13 protein-coding genes are annotated in these 21751 nt (G+C 37.6%); 5 read left to right on the plus strand and 8 right to left on the minus strand.

Annotated features, from left to right (window positions below):
- Window positions 1-123: 123 nt before the first annotated feature.
- From BC008_RS18230 to BC008_RS18240, 3 genes are all read left to right on the plus strand, one after another.
- Window positions 124-918 (plus strand): ion transporter, encoded by a 795-nt coding sequence (locus tag BC008_RS18230; protein ID WP_027844047.1) that lies wholly within the window; start codon window positions 124-126, stop codon window positions 916-918.
- A gap of 1465 nt (window positions 919-2383) precedes the next feature.
- Window positions 2384-3460 (plus strand): tetratricopeptide repeat protein, encoded by a 1077-nt coding sequence (locus BC008_RS18235; RefSeq protein WP_058183736.1) that lies wholly within the window; start codon window positions 2384-2386, stop codon window positions 3458-3460.
- A 349-nt stretch (window positions 3461-3809) separates the two neighbouring features.
- Entirely contained in the window at window positions 3810-5450 is a 1641-nt protein-coding gene (locus BC008_RS18240; RefSeq protein WP_027844046.1) for a DUF1565 domain-containing protein, read from the plus strand.
- Between the two features lie 329 nt (window positions 5451-5779).
- Here BC008_RS18240 and BC008_RS18245 read toward each other — a convergent pair whose 3' ends face one another.
- Window positions 5780-6640, minus strand: a complete 861-nt coding sequence (locus BC008_RS18245; RefSeq protein WP_027844045.1) for a phosphate ABC transporter substrate-binding protein — start codon at window positions 6638-6640, stop codon at window positions 5780-5782.
- Window positions 6641-7116: 476 nt separating this feature from the next.
- Between BC008_RS18245 and BC008_RS18250 the strand changes: the two genes are divergently transcribed.
- Window positions 7117-8988 (plus strand): sensor histidine kinase, encoded by a 1872-nt coding sequence (locus BC008_RS18250; protein ID WP_027844044.1) that lies wholly within the window; start codon window positions 7117-7119, stop codon window positions 8986-8988.
- Window positions 8989-9233: 245 nt separating this feature from the next.
- Here BC008_RS18250 and tkt read toward each other — a convergent pair whose 3' ends face one another.
- The 3 genes from tkt to acpP all read right to left on the minus strand — a co-directional run bounded on the left by tkt (window position 9234) and on the right by acpP (window position 13767).
- A complete protein-coding gene (gene tkt / locus BC008_RS18255) occupies window positions 9234-11240 on the minus strand; it encodes a transketolase (protein WP_027844043.1) in 2007 nt (668 codons plus the stop codon).
- Between the two features lie 547 nt (window positions 11241-11787).
- The gene (gene fabF / locus BC008_RS18260; protein ID WP_027844042.1) at window positions 11788-13038 is read right to left on the minus strand and encodes a beta-ketoacyl-ACP synthase II; all 1251 of its coding nucleotides are present in this window, start codon (window positions 13036-13038) and stop codon (window positions 11788-11790) included.
- A 477-nt stretch (window positions 13039-13515) separates the two neighbouring features.
- Entirely contained in the window at window positions 13516-13767 is a 252-nt protein-coding gene (gene acpP, locus BC008_RS18265) for an acyl carrier protein (protein WP_027844041.1), read from the minus strand.
- Window positions 13768-14020: 253 nt separating this feature from the next.
- Here acpP and BC008_RS18270 point away from each other — a divergent pair, with 253 nt between their 5' ends.
- Complete coding sequence (locus BC008_RS18270) at window positions 14021-14932, plus strand: CoB--CoM heterodisulfide reductase iron-sulfur subunit B family protein (RefSeq protein WP_027844040.1); 912 nt, start codon at window positions 14021-14023, stop codon at window positions 14930-14932.
- Window positions 14933-15136: 204 nt separating this feature from the next.
- Here BC008_RS18270 and BC008_RS18275 read toward each other — a convergent pair whose 3' ends face one another.
- The 4 genes from BC008_RS18275 to BC008_RS18290 all read right to left on the minus strand — a co-directional run bounded on the left by BC008_RS18275 (window position 15137) and on the right by BC008_RS18290 (window position 21664).
- On the minus strand, window positions 15137-17692 hold the full coding sequence (locus tag BC008_RS18275) for a tetratricopeptide repeat protein (protein WP_027844039.1): 2556 nt from the start codon (window positions 17690-17692) through the stop codon (window positions 15137-15139).
- A 1016-nt stretch (window positions 17693-18708) separates the two neighbouring features.
- The gene (gene lpxD, locus BC008_RS18280; RefSeq protein ID WP_027845789.1) at window positions 18709-19758 is read right to left on the minus strand and encodes a UDP-3-O-(3-hydroxymyristoyl)glucosamine N-acyltransferase; all 1050 of its coding nucleotides are present in this window, start codon (window positions 19756-19758) and stop codon (window positions 18709-18711) included.
- A 357-nt stretch (window positions 19759-20115) separates the two neighbouring features.
- Window positions 20116-21393 carry a murein transglycosylase A gene (gene mltA / locus BC008_RS18285; RefSeq protein WP_027845788.1) on the minus strand — a complete coding sequence of 426 codons (1278 nt, stop codon included), beginning with the start codon at window positions 21391-21393 and terminating at the stop codon, window positions 20116-20118.
- A gap of 16 nt (window positions 21394-21409) precedes the next feature.
- The gene (locus BC008_RS18290) at window positions 21410-21664 is read right to left on the minus strand and encodes a hypothetical protein (protein ID WP_058183734.1); all 255 of its coding nucleotides are present in this window, start codon (window positions 21662-21664) and stop codon (window positions 21410-21412) included.
- Between the last annotated feature and the right edge of the window lie 87 nt (window positions 21665-21751).

Consider the following 21751-nt stretch of genomic DNA (forward strand, 5'->3'; position numbering starts at 1 on the left):
TTCGTTGTTAGACCGATATCTTTGCCCGTATTATCTCGTAGTTTTTTTCATAAATCAAATATGATTCCTATAGTATCAGAGATTAAAAGTAATATTACAAATAACTTTGTGGTGAACTTAGCTATGTCACTAAATAAAGATAGATTTACATTTTTAATCGAAAACTTAGACGCACAGAAAAACCAAGTAATTAATTTAGTAATAGTTTTTCTAATTATTATATCTTCAGGGATTTTTGTCATCCAAACTTATTCAATTCCGGCTAACATACAATTTATACTTAGCATCATAAATACAACTATTTTAATTTGCTTTGCTATTGAGTATCTATTACGTTTATGGAGTCAGGAAAATAAATTTCAATATATATTCAGTTTTTATGCAATCATTGACTTGGTAGCTATATTACCTGGTTTTATTGGATTTGTTGATATTAGTTTTATTCGCATACTGCGATGGTTTAGGATTTTGCGTTTGATTCGGTTTATAGAACAAAAGTCTTTATTTGGAATTCTTAGTAATGAAGATTTATTGATATTTGTCCGCATATTATTTACTTTATTTGCAATTATTTTTGTTTATTCGGGCTTAATTTATCAAGTCGAACATTCAGTAAATCCTGATAATTTTCGTAATTTTTTAGATGCATTTTATTTTTCTATTGTAACTATGACGACCGTAGGTTTTGGTGATGTTACTCCAATTTCTAATAGTGGTCGTTTGTTAACAGTTTTGATGATTTTAACAGGGATCACTTTAATCCCTTGGCAAATTGGCGATCTCGTAAAACGACTAATCGAAATATCTAATAAAATAAAAATACTTTGTGATAACTGTGGTCTAGCTTTTCACGACCCAGATGCTAATTTCTGTAAAATATGTGGTAAAAAGTTACAGCAAGTTCCAAACAGACAATAATTTTTTGTAAATAATTAAAGTCAGTGAAGATAAGATAATTAATATCAAATAGATATCAAATAAATATAGAATCATAATTATAAATACATGAATACATGAATACATTATTCATAATAGAAAATTATGAGATATATCTCTGACGACCTAACTCACTGTAGCAATCCGATTAGATTTGTGAACAGACAAAACTTAGCTCACTGTAGGTGCGCGGATTCAGTTCTGTCACGTCTTTATAATATTGATTGTTATAAATAATATTGATTATTATAAATAATTTATGATCGCTATAGAAATAAAATACGACCGACACAGACTAAAAAATTATGATGCTCGGTAAAAATTTGTGGCCTACTTTATTACTGTACTTCTGCAAAAATTTTTAATTACTGGGGAATATAAATATATTTCTTAATAGTCAATATGGTAGACATCATACAACGAAATAATAGCTGTATGCGCAATTGAAGTTACTTAGGATGCTGAAATTACTATACAGTAGGGTAAATACTTGCTAATGAAGTTACGATACATACTCTATATTGATTAGCATTTAAGTACTATCCAAGTAATAAATAACAATTTTAGCTACAAATAACGTCCTATGCGGAGTTTTTTTTACAGTCACCCTTTTTCTATGACTTTTGAAAACACAAAATCGAGTAGGGGCTTGTTATTTTCCTCAAATGCCAAACATAAGAAAAAATAGATGTTGCAAACCAAAAAATCGGTTCTTTTAAATTAGAGAGTGCTTTATTTTAGATTTGTCTGCGATCGCGATCGCATCTCAGGGAATTTTAAATCACTAGTTTCTATTTTATCTAAGTATAAAAAAGTGTGCTGCAAATCACAAAAAAACCTATAATAAAAGAGTAATATATAACCCGAATCGTTCCATAGTAGTTCCCTAGACAATATAGTTTAGTGTCGAACCCTGTTATTGAAACTTATTAGAGAAGGGTTGTCTTTATTTAAGACTTAACTGAATAGTTTTAACTAACTGCATTATCTTTACGTACCAGTAAAACAGTTTAAATAGTAATTTTCAGCAGACTGTTTCAGGAAATGCTTGTTAGGCTTTGGTATTTATTTACTGTCAGTCGTAAATTTTGAATACCAGATAAATAAAATCAGGGATAACCATTTGTTGTAAGCGGAGAACAATAAAGGTTTCAAAACTTTATTAACTCCGAAATCAAAGGAAAACAGCAAGACTTAAACTCTTCTTATCCAAGAAAGAGAGTTGATATACCCTTAAGCAGAACTGAGTGCTTTTATTCGAGCAAAAATAAAATATCTCATACATCAATCAGTTGACTTGATGTGTGAATTCAGTCGTGAAGGTTAAGTATATAGCTAATTAATGGTTAGTTAATTGCGGAAAGTTGACCTGATAGCGATTGATTACATGTGAAAAACTAAATCAATTTTAATTACGGAAAGTAAGGTAGAGCCCGGAGAAGTCAAGATGAAAGGATCGAGAATTGCTTCAATGCTTTTGGTATTGGGTGCTTTTGCTGCGGTAGATGTATTTGTACCCGATTACATACAAGCTAAAGCTACAAAAACAACAGAGCGTGAATTGGTAGCAGCAACAGCAAATTTATCAATAAAAACTCTTCGAGGTTCTGGGATCGAAGCATCAGTTAATGGTAATACAAAAGTCTCATATTACATAAGCAGAGGAAATCAGCATTACTTAAGAGGAAATCTCAAAGAAGCAATAGCTAATTTTGATCGAGCATTGCTAATGAATCCTTCAAATTCTGATGCTTATTACAAAAGAGGACTTGTACGTTATCAGTTAAGAGATTATCGCGGTGCAATTTCTGATTATAGCGAAGCTTTAAAAATAAGTCCGAACCATGCGGATATCTATATTAGTAGGGGTAATGCTCGTGATGATTCAGGAGATGGAGCGGGAGCAATACAAGATTATACTCGGGCTTTAAAAATCGATCCCAATCATTCCTATGCTTATTTAAATCGCGGGATCGCTCATTACCGTCTACAAGCATTTCAAGCTGCGATCGCAGATTATAATCGAGTATTACGCGACAATTCTAACGATGCATCTGTTTATTTAAATCGCGCTCTTGCTTATCATGGTTTAAAAAATTATGGCGCGGCAGTTGCAGATTATACAAAAGTTTTACAGCTTAAACCTAATGATATTGAAACTTATAACCGCAGGGGAAACATCCGCGTTCAGATGCAAGACTATCGAGGAGGGGTTGCAGATTACACTAAAGCTTTAGAAATAGATCCCAATAGCGCTCATACATATTACAACCGAGGTAATCTCCGTACTGAGTTACAAGAATTTGAGGAAGCTATCAAAGATTACACTAAAGCTTTAGAAATCAATCCTGATTATGCTCAAGCGTATGGAAATCGAGCAATCGCACGTTATAGTTTAGACGATATTGATGGAGCCATCGCCGATCTACAAAAAGCTATAGATATCTTTAAAACACAAGGACAAACTACGGAAGTTCAAAAAGGGATCGATCTTATTGAGGAAATCAAAAGCGAGCAAGCTTAGTGGAGGTAGGGTGTGTTGTCCCAACTAGCGAAGGAGTACCGTGGGTATTGCGTGATGCACCACTATGAATTGGATAGAAATAAACGCCGTGAAAATTATAATGTGCTGCCGATGTGGGAAACATAAGTAATTTTGCTGCGGGTAATGCTGAGCTTTGACGATGAAAATTTAGTAATAATTGAGAAAATTACTTTTCCTTAGTGTCTTAACCGATATCTTTACTGCTACATTCAAATCGGTAGTGGCGGGTTATATATTAGTCTACTATTTATCTGTATTATTTGTTGCCAAAATTATTAGATATCTATGATGTGTACGCTAAGATGTCGTGGTGTCTAAGAATATCAGTATGTCTGAAATTATTTACGTAAATTCAACTATTGGCAGCGATAGTGCAAGTGGTAGCCAACAAACACCATTAAAAACTATAACTCAAGCCCTTAAGATAGCAAAATCCGGAACTAAAATCCAACTGGCAGATGGTAAATATAACGGTGATACTGGTGAAGAATTTCCTTTAAATATTCCTAGTGGAGTCACTGTTTTTGGTAATGAAAGTAACAAAGGCGCAGGTATTCTAATTGAAGGTAGTGGAGAGTATCTCAGTCGTACTTTTGCCCGTCAAAATATCACGATCATTCTTGATGATAATACTGAATTAAGAGGAGTAACAGTTACTAGTCCCGATACTCGTGGTACTGCCGTTTGGATTGAGTCAACTGCACCCACGGTAGCTAATTGTACTTTTACCAAATGCAAACGCGAGGGTGTTTTTGCTAGTGGCGATGCAAATCCGAAGATTTTCGATAGTATATTTGTTGAAAATGATGCTAACGGTATTTCCATCGCTCGAGATAGTACTGGTGAGATTCGCGGTAACACCTGTATAAGAACTGGTTACGGAATTGCTATTAGCGATCGCGCTGCACCGAAAATAATTAATAATAAAATTTCTGAGAACCGAAATGGAATTGTTATTTCCGGTAGCGCTCGTCCCATATTGCGTCAAAACATCTGTGAAAGAAATACAGATGATGGTTTGACAATGATTCGTGACTCTCTCCCCGATATGGGTAGTAGCAATGACCCTGGTGGTAACATCCTACGCAACAACGGTAAATTTGACCTGCAAAATGCAACTTCTAATAAGCTGATTGCGATCGGGAATCAAATCGATCCGAGCAAAGTAAAAGGTAATGTGGAACTAATAGATAATCAATCTCCAACACCGGAACCGAATCCCACACCTGCACCTAACCCAACACCCGCACCTAACCCAACACCACAACCAAATCCCACACCGGAACCAGATCCTGCACCTGTACCTATTCCCGTACCAAACCCCACACCAGAACCGGATCCTACGCCTGTACCTATTCCCGTACCAGACCCAACTCCTTTACCAAACCCTACTAGATTAAGGGATATTTCTGGTCATTGGGGGGAAATATTTATTCAAGAATTGGTCAGAATAGATATAGTCAAAGGTTATCCCGACCTTACTTTTAAACCCGATGTTACGATGACACGGGCGCAATATGCTGCTTTACTTGTCAAAGCTTTTAACCCACCTGCGAAACGGGAAGCGATTAAATTCAAAGATGTTAAGGAAAATTTTTGGGCTAATCGAGTAATTCAACAAGCTTATGAAGGTGGTTTCCTTTCAGGTTTTCCAGACCGAACCTTCCACCCCAATCAAAATATCCAACGGGTTCAAGTAATTGTTTCTTTAGTTAACGGACTCAAACTCCTTGGTGGAGTAGAGAATAATTTAAATTACTTCAATGACAGAGGGAATATTCCTCAATATGCTAAAGATGAAGTAGCTACAGCAGTTGAAAAACAACTGATCGTGAATTATCCCAATTTGAAACAGCTTAACCCCACCCGCGATGCAACAAGGGCTGAAGTTGCGGTGATGGTGTATCAAGCATTAGTCAATGATGCTAGGGTTGGAGCGATCAATTTTCCTTATATTGTGAATATTTAATTGTGGTTTTTTGAATTTGTGGTTTTTTGAAGTTGCGGTTCTTTGACCTTCAAACCTCTCTCCATTTACGAAAAGAAATTTGGGGAGAGGTTTTTGGTGCTTGTTGGGGTTTGCGAACACACCAGATACAGCACAAATTTATCTAATTTCTACCTGCTGCTCAAGTTCTATTTCCACTTGAGCTTGGACAAATGTAGTGTAAATCGGGATATTAGATTCTAAAGCTTCGAAACTCTGAACAAAGTAATACATAAATACTATATATTGGCGAGCGCACTGTGACAGTTGCGTAAGTCCTGATCTGATGGGTTATTAAAATTTAGATTCCCTTAAAGCGTAGATTCTGATTTTGTTGGCACAAAGGATTGCTCCCTTACTAAGTCATATACTTTTTCAGAACGAGCAAAGTCAATAAAGTCTTTTTTTAATCCAGTTGGTTTAGAATTCGTCACTAAATTTAGAGGACGGGAAAGGGGAAAGATACCATTTTTGACATTTGCGATCGTAGCAGCGACTCCCTCAATCGGTAAGAGTTTTAAAGGTGCACCGTGAACGATATCATATTCAGCCGCACCAATAGATACGTAAGCAATAGTGTTAGGATTTTCGTTAACTGCTACAATCGCTTCTGGATTATCACCAATAATTTTATCCGCACTAATATCTTTGATCGGAACTTGAAAGAATTTAGCAAACAGCTTACCAGTAGAATGATTTTCTGCTTTGCTGACAACAAAAATTGGCGCATCTTTACCACCAACTTGTCGCCAATTGTTGATTTTATTAGTGTATATGTCAACGATTTGTTTATTCGTAAGACTTTTAATTGAGTTGTTTTTATGTATTAGTACCGATATACCATCTTTAGCAATGGTAAATGGTAATAAATGTTTTTCCTTTGCTTTTAAAGAACGCGAAACCATACCAATATCAACATTTCCTTCGCTAGCATCCTTAATTCCTTGAGAAGAACCACCAGTTTTAATGTTAATTCGTACCTTGGGATATTTAGCTTGATAACGCTTAGCGATCGCTACAACTAAAGGTTTGATGGTACTGGATCCAGTTAACGTCAAATTATCTTGAGCATAGGAAATAGTATTTTTTGATGGATATTGACTACAAGCTTGTAAAAATGAAGCAGTAAATAAAGTTAGTGATATTAATACAGATTGCTTTAAATATATCATTTTATTTTTAGCAATTTATGTTCAAAAATATTATATTTATCTATTTATATTTTTCCCATTTATACCAGCAAAATAACTGAAATCAACTACGCTTTCTATTTAATTAGCCTGTTTTGAATCACCAAAAATATTTTTATGTTATAAATACTGATTTCAAACAGTTAGCTTAATGATAAAAATAGAATTATTTATAATATACCATCGCTTTAAGTAATAATAGTTTTTATATTTTGTGCTCAACATTTATATCATAAGTTATATATCAAAGTAATTATTTAATTTTAATTTTCCAAAAAACATAAACAAAGACAACAATCACTTATGATCTAAAGTTTTTTAGTGACTCAATACAGCAATAAAAGACTCGTTAATGATTAATGGAATATTAAATATTCATTTAAATGTTACAGGAGTTTTTATTAACTGGATTTACAAGCAAGTCTATAAATATATTTACATACTTTTAAATCTTGATTATGAAATCTATAAAATCAAGTTTACTCTCGGGAAATAGACTAAAAATTTCTTGGATGAATTCCCAAGCAGAAAATATATTCCAAAAAAATAGTTACAGCTGGTTCCAAAGAATAATAGATAAGACCAAGATTGGTCATAAAATTACCATAGGTTATGGAATTACCATTGGTATTGCTGCTATGGGAATAACTGTTGGTTTATTCGTAGGAGATGTTTATTGGAAACAACCTGCTTTAAAACAACAAGAAATTAGTCACAGAGAATCAGCTTTGCTGATGCAATTGAAAGATTCTTTATTAGAGACAAAATCTCAGTTTATTCCTTACATCACAAATCCCCATTTATTAGAAAACTACAGTAGCTATTTATTGATACACTCTGATAAGATAATTGCTGTTTTATCTGAATTAGAAAATGAGATAAGTCATGAAAATCAAGGATTACAACGGCAAAACCTAGCAGATTTGCAAAATTTTATTCAAAAACATAAAGACACAACACAAACATATAGAAAAAAATTAGTCACTACCATTAATAAATTCAATATTATTAATTCCGACAACCAAACAATAGATACCAGAAATTCTAGAAATCTTTTGGTAAATTTCCTTGAGTCCCTAGAAGCATTACAGTTAGAAAAAGATATTCAAGAACTAAATAAATTAATTGCCTTTGCGGAAGATAAAAAACGAGCAGCAAACACTAACTTGAATCTGGCTATACAATTACAGGCAGATATAACCAAATATAGTATTTTGCTGTCAGTAGCTATCGCTATTTTCTTAGCATTTTTTACAACTTGGCTCATAACTTATCCGTTAACAGCAGTTACAAAAGTTGCTCAAAAAGTTGCTAATGAGTCTAATTTTGACCTTATAGTCCCAGTTACTACCAAAGATGAAGTAGGATTATTAGCGAGTTCCTTCAACCAGATGATTCAGACAGTTTCCAAGTATATCCATGAGTTAGAGCTTGCTCGACAAACATTAGAGCAAAGAGTGGAAGAACGAACACAGGAACTTTCCCAAGCTTTACAAAATCTCCAGCAAACACAATCCCAATTAATTCAAACTGAAAAGATGTCTAGTTTGGGTCAAATGGTAGCTGGGGTAGCTCATGAAATAAATAATCCAGTAAACTTTATATACGGCAATATTCGGCATGTTAATAGCTACGTTGACGATTTGTTAGCTTTGTTAAAGCTTTATCAAGAAGAACACATTGATGTCAGTCCAAAAATTTTAGAGGAAATTGAAAACATTGATTTAGAGTTTGTTACCGATGATTTACCCAAAACTCTTTCTTCAATGAAAATAGGTGCTCAACGTATCCGTGATATTGTCCTCTCATTACGTAATTTTTCTCGCTTGGATGAAGCTGAAGCTAAAGCTATTGATATTCATGAAGGTATTGAGAGTACTTTATTACTACTCAATCACCAAATCAAAAAAGGAATTGAGGTGGTAAGACAATATGGAGATTTGATGCTGGTTGAGTGTTATCCAGCACAACTAAACCAGGTTTTTATGAATATCCTTAACAATGGAATGGATGCTTTACAAGAACAGCCGGAGGAATTTAGTAAACAGATTAGAATTCAGACAGAGGTTCTTGAAACTAAAGTAAATAAATCTGTACGTATAAGAATTAAAGATAATGGTCCAGGGATCCCTTTAAATATTCAAGAAAAGTTATTTGACCCCTTTTTTACAACCAAGCCCATAGGTAAAGGTACCGGTTTAGGTTTATCGATTTCCTACAGTATTGTTAAAAAACATAAGGGCGAAATAGAAGTAATATCTGAACCTGGTAAAGGTACAGAATTTATTATTATGTTACCAACTTTAATGAATCAAGAAAATTACTTGTAAATACGAGTATATGGAATAGTTTGACTAAAGTGTAGTCTTATACCAATTTAGAAAAATAATGAGACAAATAAATTTTTGTAGAGACGTACCGTGGTAAGTCTCTACGGGAGAATCTATTGCAATGATTGATTGAATTGGTATAATTTTTATTATCTGTTCCCTGTTCTCCATTCCCTTCAAACACAAAAAAGGCGGGCTAATCTTCGCCCACCCCAAACTTTTATTCAGAGATTATTTATTTACTACTAACCCAAAACTTCTTTAGCTTTGGCAACTACATTATCAATGCTAAAGCCGAATTTCTCCATACAAACAGCGCCAGGAGCAGAAGCACCAAAACGGTTGATGGTTACACTACCACCTTCAGCACCGATGTATCTTTCCCAACCAAAGCTCACACCAGCTTCTACAGCTACACGTTTGGTGACAGCTTTCGGTAAAATAGATTCTTGGTAAGCTGCATCCTGTGCTTCGAACATTTCCCAAGAAGGCATAGAAACAACTCGAACTTTCTTGTCGGTGAGTTTTTCAGCTGCACCCACACAGAGCTGTAATTCAGAACCAGTACCAATTAGGATTATATCGGGAGTACCGTCGCAATCAACTACAGTGTATGCACCTTTAGCTGCATTTGCTGCAGAACTTCCAGCCAAATTAGGTACACCTTGACGAGTGAAGGCTAACAAAGTGGGTTTATTTTGCTTAGCATTCTCGACCGCTACTTTGTAAGCGCCAGAACATTCGTTTCCATCTGCAGGACGAAATACTGTCAAGTTAGGAATAGCTCTTAGTGAAGCTAAAGTTTCGATGGGTTGGTGGGTAGGACCATCTTCACCTTGTCCAATGGAATCGTGGGTCATCACCCAAATGGCTCCAACTTGGGATAGAGCAGATAGGCGGATGGCTGCACGCATGTAGTCTGTGAAGATCAGAAAGGTTGCACCGTAAGGAATTAATCCCGAACCATGCAATCCAATACCGTTACAAATTGCACCCATACCATGTTCCCGCACGCCAAAGTGGACGTTACGGTTTTGGTGCTGTCCTTTTTGGAATGCTCCATTATCTTTGATTTTGGTCAGGTTAGAGCCGGTTAAATCCGCAGAACCACCAATGAATTCAGGTATTACCGATGCTAAAGCATTGAGGCAGGTTTCAGAATGTTTGCGGGTAGCAAGTCCTTTATCTGCAGGAGTATAGCTAGGTAATACTTTATCCCAACCATCGGGAAGTTGACCGTTAATTTGACGTTCAAATTCAGCTGCTTCTTGGGGATATTTAGCTTTATAGTCAGCGTAGGCTTTTTCCCAATCAGCTTCGTAGCCAGCACCACGATCTACAGCTTTACGCATGTGAGATAAAGCATCTGCTGGTAAATCAAAGGGTTCGTATTCCCAACCCAAATTTTCACGGGTAGCTTTAACTTCATCAGTTCCAAGAGCAGAACCGTGAATTCCCGATGTATTTTGTTTGTTGGGCGCACCGTAACCGATGGTAGTTGTTACCTTAATCATCGATGGTTTGTCGGTAACAGATTTTGCTTCTTCGATGGCTTTAGCAATTCCTTCTAAATCGTTATTACCATCTTTAACGTGAAGAACATGCCAACCATAAGCTTCAAAGCGCTTAGAAACATCTTCGGTGAATGCAAGATCGGTAGAACCGTCGATGGAAATATGGTTGTCGTCGTACAGAGCAATCAGTTTACCTAGCCCTTGGTGTCCAGCAAAAGAACAAGCTTCACCGGAAACGCCTTCCATGTTACAACCATCACCTAAAATAACATAGGTGTAGTGGTCAACAATCTTTGCATCCGGTTTGTTGAACTTAGCAGCAAGGTGTGCTTCCGCCATCGCCAAACCAACTCCATTAGCAATTCCTTGACCTAATGGACCGGTGGTTACTTCTATCCCTGGTGTGACAAAGTTTTCTGGGTGTCCAGCAGTTGGAGAACCCCACTGACGAAATTGTTTGATATCTTCGATACTCACGCTGTCAAAACCAGCCAGGTACAGTAGAGCATACTGCAACATGGAACCATGACCAGCAGACAAAACAAAGCGATCGCGGTTGAACCACTTGGGATTTTTGGGGTTATACCGCATGAAACGGTCCCAAAGTACAAACGCCATCGGTGCTGCACCCATTGGTAAACCAGGGTGACCAGATTTCGCTTTTTCTACAGCATCAATTGCTAAAAAGCGAATCGAATTAATACAAAGTTGTTCAAGGGATTGGGTTGCAACAGCCATAATCTCTTATTCTTAACGACGGGTTAGTACTCTCATGAGCATCTTGCTCGGGTTTGTTTTAAATTTTCCCAAGACTGCATATCCATCATCCCATTGTGACTTGCTCTCTCACAAGGAGCGAAAATTTGGGATTAATATCTCGACCTTTCAGATTCACATTCATTTTACGAAGTGTAACAGTCGTTATTCCGTTGTCAGTCACACCGAAAAATGAAGGCTAATTCACTCCTAGTATTGCCTAGAGATATGTAGCAGGATTGTGCGCAGTTACCTCGCTATGCTAACAGGAGTCAGGAGCCAGAATCCAGAAATAATTCAGGATTCACAGTTCTGAATTGAGAAGCTTAAAGCCATAGGAAAGTGTGAAACGCACTTTTCCCTAAACTGTTTTTTTCTACAAATTGCTTTGGATCTGCACTTCACAATTTTTTCAGAATTTCATTCATTTGGAACCTGCTACTGTGACCCGCTACCGATTTGCCAATTCCTTCAATACTAGGAAGAAAATAAACGTGCAACTCAAATTTTGAGACTTAAATATTAAGAATTAGTTGTACTTCCTAAATGCTAACGTGACGTTATGACCGCCAAATCCAAAAGAATTGGAGAGTGCAACTTCTACAGGTAATGCGCGACTTTCATTCGCAACATAATCTAAATCGCATTCTGGATCGGGATTTTCTAAATTAATTGTTGGTGGAACTTTGCTGTTAGCGATCGCTAATACTGTCGCTACTGCTTCTATCCCGCCCGAACCGCCCAACAAATGTCCTGTCATTGACTTGGTGGAACTTACAGCGATTTTATAAGCATGTTCGCCCAAAGCTTTTTTAATTGCAGCAGTTTCATTAGGATCGTTCACAGGGGTACTAGTACCATGGGCATTAACGTAACTCACCATTTCTGCGGTAAGTCCACCATCTTTCAGAGCCAGCTGGATCGCACGCGCTGGTCCTGCTCCACCAGGTTCCAAAGAAGTCATGTGGTAGGCATCACAAGTCATTCCATAACCAACAATTTCAGCGTAAATTTTAGCACCACGGCTTTTTGCGTGTTCTAGCTCTTCTAAAATTAACACTCCACTACCTTCACCCATGACAAATCCATCTCTGTCTTTGTCAAAAGGACGACAAGCTTTTTGAGGATCATCATTACGAGTTGAAAGTGCTCTTGCTGAAGCAAAACCAGCTATCCCTAAAGGTGTAATTGCAGCTTCACATCCGCCACAAATCATGGCTTGGGCATAACCGTTTTGAATTACGCGGAAAGCATCACCAATGGAATTAGAACCTGCAGCACAAGCTGTTACGGAACAAGAGTTTGGTCCTTTTGCTCCTGTATGAATTGCTGTCAAGCCCGCAGCCATATTAGCAATCATCATTGGAATCATAAAAGGGCTACAGCGGTCTGGTCCGCGATCCAAGTAAATTGTTTGCTGGTCTTCCATTACTTTTAGACCACCAACACCAGAACCAATAATCACGCCAATTTGTTCTGCGTTCAGTTCGTTAATAACTAACTTTGCGTCTGCCAAAGCTTGTTTTGCCGCTGAAACCCCAAATTGGGAAAACCGATCCATGCGCTTGGCTTCTTTTCGAGCCATATATTTCTGAGGATCGAAGTCTTTTACTTCACCAGCTATGCGACAATTATGTTTAGATGCGTCAAATGCACTGATTTCACCAATTCCGTTACGTCCGGTTAATAAGCCTTCCCAATATTCATCTGGTGTATTTCCAATCGGCGTAATCGCGCCCACACCAGTTACAACAACGCGCTTACGTTTATAATCTGTCATGATGGTAGAAAAAAATTACCTAGAAATTGAGGCAGAGTCCCAAGCTGCCTACTGAATTATGAGTTATGAGTTATTAAGTTATGAGTCCTGAGGAGTCAGCCTCAGAAATGTTTTTCCTAATTTTTACTTTCCCGATTTATAGTTTTTCATTCTGTAAATCTTTAAGTCTGACTGATGTAAGTTTGACTTGGGAGAGCTTGCCCGGTTCCGGTAAGCTCGCTTTACTATACTGAGGGAATCTTTATTTTTACCAAAGTCTTCCACAAATAAATCTCAGGAAAATAAATCTCAGGAAAATAGATTCCAGAATTCAGGGAAATAGATTCCAGAAAAAAATAAACTCCAGAAAAAATAAATTCCAGAAAAAATAAATTTTAGGAAGCGGGGTTTTACTGGCGTTCCCCCAGAAGAGAAGTTAGGAAAAATCAGACTATCTTACAACATGACTCCTCACCCAATACTCGATTGCTGCAGATTTTAGGCAGATGCAGCGACTTTATCGTTGATGTAATCAACTGCCTCTTGAACTGTTGTAATTTTCTCAGCAGCTTCGTCAGGAATTTCAATATCAAATTCCTCTTCCAAAGCCATCACCAATTCAACCGTATCGAGAGAATCTGCCCCTAGATCGTTAGCAAAATTGGATTGAGGCTTGATTTTTTCTGCCTCAACACTCAACTGTTCGGTAACAATTTCTTTAACCTTTTCAAAAATTTCTGTTTGACTCATAGATAAAAATCCTGGTTTGAGGTTGCTACAATTGGCTCTTGAATGATGCCATAATTTTGAGCATATACATCTTATCGGAAAGCGCGATCGGGTACACCGTAAGAATGCTTCTATTTTCCAATTATTATGAAATTTTTTAGCGCCTATTTTTCAACTACATACTTTTCAGTGCATACAATTAATCATCCATCATAACAAGCTGCGATCGATAATTGTTCGGTCAAGTCTTCATGTTCCCAATTAATAGAATTTTATGCTATCGCGGACACTAAAATATGCTTACTACCCAGGTTGTGTTGCTCAAGGAGCTTGTGGCGAGCTCCATCAATCAACCGTTGCTCTTTGCCGAGTTCTGGGAATTGAACTGTTTGAACTCAAAAAAGCAGCTTGCTGTGGTTCTGGTACATTCAAAGAAGATTCCCAACTTTTAGAAGATACTGTCAACGCCCGAAATATTGCTTTAGCGGAGGAATTAAATTTACCTTTATTAACCCATTGCAGTACTTGTCAAGGTGTTATTGGCAATGTAGATGAACGGCTTAAAGAATACCAAAAAACACAACCTGAGTATTTAGGTCGAGTTAATAATTTTTTAGAGAAAGAAGGTTGTTTGCCCTATCGGGGAAAAACGCAAGTCAAGCATCTTCTTTATGCTTTAGTTACTGACTTTGGTGTCGAAGAAATTGTCCAACGAGTTACTCGTAAATTAACGGGCCTAAAATGTGCGGCTTTTTATGGTTGCTATTTACTCCGGGCACAAAAATCCATGACCAACGATGATCCTTTTCATCCTGAAGCGATGGAAAATGTATTTCGTGCTGTGGGTTCTACACCAATTTATTATCGAGGTCGTACCCAATGTTGTGGATGGCCACTTTCTAGTTATGCAGCAAAAGAATCTTTTCAAATGGCTGGGAAACACATTCAAGAAGCCTTAGAAGCAGGGGCTGATTGCTTGGTAACTCCCTGTCCTTTGTGTCACTTGAACTTAGATTCTCGCCAACCGGAGGTAGAAAAAGTCATCGGCGAAAAGCTCGGCTTACCTGTACTGCATTTCCCCCAACTAGTTGCTTTAGCTGTTGGCGTAAGTCCTAAAGAATTAGGTTTATCTCGCCATGTAGTTGATACCAAACCTGTTTTAGAAAAGTTAGGAATTAAGGATTAGATATTGGGGACTGGGGATTGGGGACTGGGGATTGGAAAAAATTATGATTCCCATTACCCATTCCATTACCCATTACCCATTACCCATTACCTATTACCACCCATTACCCATTACCTATTACCCATTACCCATTACCTATTACCTATTACCCATTACCCATTACCTATTACCTATTACCTACTACCCATTACCCACGACCCAAAATCATTCCACAGATATCGGTGTAAAACCGGGTACTACCATAGGTTCTGGTATTACTTGGTTTGAACCCGAATTCTGTAAAGATTTATTTTTTTTACCTGGAGCAGTTTTGATATTTGGTGAAACTGTAGACTTTGAACTTGAACGATCTGAATTTGAATGATCTGAATTTGAATGATCTGAATTTGAATGATCTGAATTTGAATCGGCAGAACTGGGTTTTGGGTTTGGATTCGGTTTGGGAGTCGGATTAGGTTTTGGAGTTGGAATGGGAGTGGGGGTGATATTTGCTCTGGGTGTGGATATAGCTTTAGGACTAGAGAGAACTTGGGAAGTAGATTGATTGATGTTGGGACTGAGTTCTATATTTGGTGACAGGGGGGGAAGTGGAGGAGATGGAGATTCCAATCCTGGAAAATCTGATTCGGTAGTTGATTCAGTTGAAGATTTAGACTTTTTAGGATTTTTCTTAGAATTGTTCTTCTGAATTTCTTTGGGTAGCTTTGGATTGAAGTTATATATATTTCTCTGATTGGGGGGATGCCGATGTTCGGCTGATGGTACCAAAGGCGGCTCAGGAGCGGGAGGCTCTCCAAGCTGGGACGATGTTGGTAACGCTATTTCTGGAATTGGAGGCAAATATATGGGCTCAGGCTTACTAACCGAGGAAGGAGTTGAAACGGGTTTTGGGACTGAATCTACCACAGGTGAAATGGATTGGGAATTATCCGGAGGATTATCAGAAGTTGAATTTTCAGGTGTATGAGTTATACGATTCCAACTGAGTAATCCTACCAATCCTCCAGACAGGAAAACCCCTGCAGCAATAATTCCTTTTGATGGGGAAGAAGTTTTTTCAGGAGGGGAATTTTTCAAAAATTCGAACGATCCCTTTCGATATATTCGAGTTGGTAATTCTTTATCTTCATTCCGCTGTAAATTACTATCTGCAACATGAGTATCAGAAGGAATTTGAGTTTCATCCCGATTGGATTCTAGTTGCGAATAAAGTAAGGTCGTATCGTTTGTGAATACGTTGGTATCGGCTATTGGAGTGCTAGATAAATGGGAATCAAAATTCAGTTGGAGTAAATCTAAATGATGACCGGTGGCGATAATTGCTGTTTGGTCGTCTAAAGATGTACGTATGTCTAATGCTTTGTTTAAGTAATCAGTTGCTGTACTAACATCTTCTAAGCACAGGTAACAAGTACCCAGCTGGTGATAAGCCCAAGCTTGAATTGCTTTTTCTTGGCTAGCTTGCGATGCTTGTAATATTCTTTGTAGTACTTGTTTCCACAAGCCCCAAGATTTATTTAAGACTAAGGAACTTTCTACAGACATTCCCAGAAATACTACATCTTGCCAACGACTCGCTGTAACTGCAATTTCTAACAGTTGTAGTATGGCATCGATTTCTGGACATAGGAGATCGGGTTTTGATTGATATTTCTGCCCTACCTTTTTAAAGTAATTTAATGCATTTTCTAGGGGTTCAATTAATTTACTTGGAGGAGACAAAAATTCTCGAATTACAAGCGTGAGAGTGTAGCGAGAACCATCGAATCTTAGTATATGAACCTCACACAACTCTTTCAGAATCTGAGAATATTCTGAAGATGTGGTTATCGATACTACTTGATTCCCATCTAGACCCACATCTCCCATCACTGTGAGTAAATCCACTATGTGGCGTTGTTGATGTGTTAGAGATGCAAGGATATATTTAATAATATGCTGTTCGGGTGCAGTATCAGAGAACTCGGATACTAATTGACTTAGTGCCAAACCACGTTGAGTAATATTGGTTACTACTAACTTGATATATGTTGGGTTTCCTTTTAGTTTTGCATGTAAAACTCTTGCCGCTTCTAGCTCTTCATCATTCAAGGAATGCTGCAAGTAATTTTTCAAAAACAATATTGTATCTTTTTCTTTCCACCCAGTTAAATCAATAACATTTTTGGGCTCTAAGATTTTTCTCTGAGAAGAAGTGAAAATAAATTTACATTTTGCTGCGCTTTTAAACAGTTCTTTAAATTCATCTTGTATTAGTTTATTTTCGTCGAGTACGACTAATACTTCCTTCTGTGCAATATCTCGCTGAATTTCTTCTGGGGTGGGTTTATAGGAAATATCGGTGCGATAAAAATTTTCCCAAATACGCTGAAGTATGTCTTCAACTTCTGGATGAAATACCTGTAAGTAGATAACCTTATAGGAAAACAGGGAATTGATTTGACTGTGATTTGCCAAACAACGCAACAAAGCTGTTTGTTCTAATCCCGGCTTACTACGTAATTCCACGTACTGACTAGACTGGAGAATTGCAGCAATTTGCTCAACTATGCTTTCCAAGTCTATCAGTTCATCATCTCCCTTAAGCTTTGTAAGCGCCCCATCGCTTGGGGAAGGTGGATCTATTAGAAGTACTTCTGGTTTAGTTCCCTGTTCAATGACAGCACCATTGATATTACTAAGTTCAATGGTGTATTTACCAACGGATAAGTTACTCGTTTTTTCGCCCCGGATATTTTCCGCAAGATTAATTTGAGGCATAGTGATTTCTCCAAACAAATTTAGCCGATGCTTCTCTATCAGCTATAAATAAAATTACGAATACAATCGCTATAAATTCTACATGAGCTTATGTAAATAGCCATTTGATTAAAGGATATATTCGCAGAACGTACTCGTAAAATATAAATCCCCTAAAAATGTGTGTGTGTTATGTAAATTCTTTTGTTTGAGAAGTCAAAACGAATCAAATACAATTTAATTAACTCGAAATTTCCGAGAGGAGCAAGCTTATTTTCAGTGTGCTCAGCTATTTATTGAGATATGCGAATATAAATTGTTGTCTAAATAACCTGAAATGGCAACCGTATCTCATAATGAAAAAAAATTTACTATAGACACAAACTAATTTCACTAATACTCTAACGTGTTTTTTGATATTAGCCTCAGCAAATTTCTGACAGGTTAGTCACAATAGAGAAAGTTAAGCATAACCATTAATTTTAGGTTATGATGTTATGTCTTGTATCTTTTTGTAGTTTTTTAAAACTAGTTTTTGAAATTGATAATTTGTGTGCGTCAAACACATCAGGCTAAAATTAGATTATTTTTCACATATTGAAATAATTGATTTTTGTTCTAAACCATTTTGTAATGTGTGCTGGAATACAAAATATTTTCAAGTTGATAAATCGAATATAGATCGAAAAATTTTAACATCATGGTGAGATTAACACGCACAATTGACAATAACAAAATATCAGAAGTTTGATTTGTAATATTTTATTCATAAAGTTTTTCTTATAAGATATTACTTCCAAAATATATTCCCAAAATGTACCCCCAAAATATTAAAATGCCCCGGATATTGGGGCTGCTGGAACTCATACTAAATCCGGGTTAATTGCCCCTTTTTAAAATGAGAGAGGGAAGTGTGGGAGGTGTGGAAAGTGTGGGGGGAAATCCCAAAAAATATAAAGGGGTTTTAAAAATCGGATTTGGCATCAAACAAAAAAGCTTAAGCAAACATTAAGTAAGAAGGACTTCATTAGGAAAAGTCAAAGATTTCCTAGCTTTCGTTTCCATTTTCTGAACATTTGATACATTTCTGGTAAACGGTTCAAAATAGCCGATACTTTCAAATATTGACTGTGGGATACCGCTGGATAACCAGAAACGGTTTCTCCGGGAGGAACATCAGAATGAACTCCAGAATTTGCCGAGGCGATGGACCCATCACCAAATTTTACCTGGTTTGCAATTCCCACTTGTCCGGCAAGTATAACTCGATTTCCAAGCTCTACACCTCCAGCCATCCCAGTCTGAGCAGCGATCGCACAACCTACACCGGTCTTACAGCCATGACCTATTTGGACTAAATTATCTATAACTGTATTCCGCCCAATTCTTGTTTCTCCTACTGCTGGGCGATCTATGGTGGTATTGCAACCAATCTCTACACCATCTTCTAAAATTGTGTAACCTGACTGATGCATCTTTTCCCAACCAGTTGCAGTTGGGATAAAACCAAAACCTTCAGCACCAATAACCGAACCACTATTAATTTGGCAATCCATACCAATTTGGGTTCGTTCGTGAATGCTGCAGTTGGCGTGCAAAATTGTGCGATCGCCAATTTTACAATTGGGGTAAATTACTACATTGGGATGAATACACACATCGTTACCAATTTCAGCTTCTGCTTGAATAACAACATGGGCACCAATATAGACATTAAGACCGATTTTGGCTGTGGGATGAATCACAGCAGTGGGATGAATTTCAGCCGCCGGACGCCAAGGTTGATAGAAAATAGCAATAGTCTTGGCAAATAAAAGTCTTGAATTTGAGGTTTCAATCCAAGCTATACCTCTTTCCAAGGCTTGAGTTTGTAAGTCTTTGTCCTTCGGTAAAATTAAAGCGCTGGCGTTAGTAGCATTAACAAAAGTTTTAAATTTTACCCCTTCAACATAACTAATGGTGCTAGAACTTGATTCATCATCAATGGCTGCGGTTCCTGTAATTTCCGGATCGAGTTCTTTATTGATTGTCAAACTATTGGAAACAGCAGCTTCACCCAGTTTTTCTACAATTTCGCTAAATTTCATTACTCACAATAATTTTGTTAATAGAATTACTTTGAAATCATGTTGCGTAAATAGCATAATGCAATTTAAATGACTCGCAACTATTTGTAGGGATTATTTTTGCGATTAGGGATTGGGGACTGGCGACTGGGGACTGGGGATTAGGAGAATAAATAAAAATCAAAAATAATAGAGGACGCAAAAATCGCGTCCTGAAAAAAACAAAACTTTTTGGATCGGGTTGTCAGGTTACAGCGTTTTTACTCTCTTCCCACACTTTCCACACTTTCCACACTTTCCACACTTTCCACACTCCCCACACTTTCCACACTCCCCACACTCCTCACACTTCCCACGCTGTTCCCTTTCAACATAAAATTATTTTTTAAGCAATAGATAATATAAAGTTCCGGGACCACCGGTAACCCCGGCGCGATCGCCAGCAATTTTTCCACGACCGGCAAAATAATCCACTCGTCCCGGACCTTTAATTGCACTACCGGTATCCTGATCCAGCACAAAGCGACTCACCCGACGATAAGTTAATCCTCCCCCTTTAGTAGGATAAGGAAATGAAGAATTAATAATCGCTAAAGCGCCAGGGGGCATAATCGACTTATCAGTAGCAATGGAACGATCTGCAGTTACCGGAACACCTATGCTACCTACAGCCGGTGTATTACCTTTGTCCCTAAAAAATATAAAACGTTCCCAACGGGGTAAATACTCGTTCATATCCTCGGGATTCAGTTTAAAGTGACGTAAAATACCCGGCATAGAAGCACTTTTGCGAGTAATTCTCTCATCTTTTAGTAATTCCTTACCAATGCTCGTCCAAGGATATTGGGTTCCGTTTGCATAACCGACTGATGTTGTGGTACCGTCCGTTAACTTTAACTTTGCCGAACCTTGAATATGTATTAGATATGCATCTAAACGATTGCGGAACCAAAATAACTCTAAACCTTTGAGGGGACTTTTATCCCCCAATAAACCATCTTTACCTTCCAGTTCTAAGCGTTTGGGATGGGGTTGGGGCCATTGTGCAAAATCTGGTGGTAGTCTATATAACGGATATTTATAAACAGATGTTCGCTGACGACTTGCTTCATATATCGGTTCGTAGTAGGAGGTAAACTTAACTGTTCCTTGACCGTCATTGCCGATAGATTTATAAAATTCAAATTCCCGACGAACAGCATCTTGTAACTGTGTGGGAGTTTTGGACTTTAGTAGTAGTTGGCGAAAACGTAATAAACTTCGACGTACCCGTTCGAGGGTAATTCCTTCTATAGGATAATCAGCATAAACCCTAGCCGCTGTAGGAGTTTTGAGATAGCGCAAACTGTGGTCGATAGACCTTACCATAGACCAGCGATCGGCAGTTTTGCCAAATCTACCCCAAAATAATTGAGAATCCCAACCCAAGCAAGCATGTCGGGGACTGCATTCAAAATCCATATCCATTGGCTTGAGGGCTGGTGGTGGTGTTTCTAGTTTGCTTGGTATTTGGGGTGACAACTCCTGTGACTGACTCGGTACTGGTAATGAACGCGGTAATCTCCTGGGTAGCCGGACCTGTGCGGATGCCGAAAAAACAGGGGTTACAAGAGTAATTCCCAGACTCAAAGAAACCAAAGCAAACATTTTTTTCATAGATTTTTTATGGAAATTATGTAAATCTTTCTACACTAGAACTAAATACTGGTTCTACTCGCAACCCTAATACTCGGGATGGACGTATAACCATATACTCTCCCTGAATATTTTTGATCGGCACGCTGATAAAGTCGTTGGAAGCTGATTTTGGCACAAGCTCCCCACTGTACCACTTTTGAAATTCCTGAATTGTGGGAAAACGGACCTCTTCTTTATGTCCGCCTTCAAGTATCACGTGCACTAAGTATTCACTAGGTTTTCTAGGCATAAGGTTGAATTATTTGAAACATATCAACCCATTGTTAACTACGTTACCCCGGAATGGGAAGAGGTAATAAAAAGCGCAAGGCAAAAA

Source organism: Mastigocoleus testarum BC008 (genome assembly GCF_001456025.1).
Lineage (GTDB): Bacteria > Cyanobacteriota > Cyanobacteriia > Cyanobacteriales > Nostocaceae > Mastigocoleus > Mastigocoleus testarum.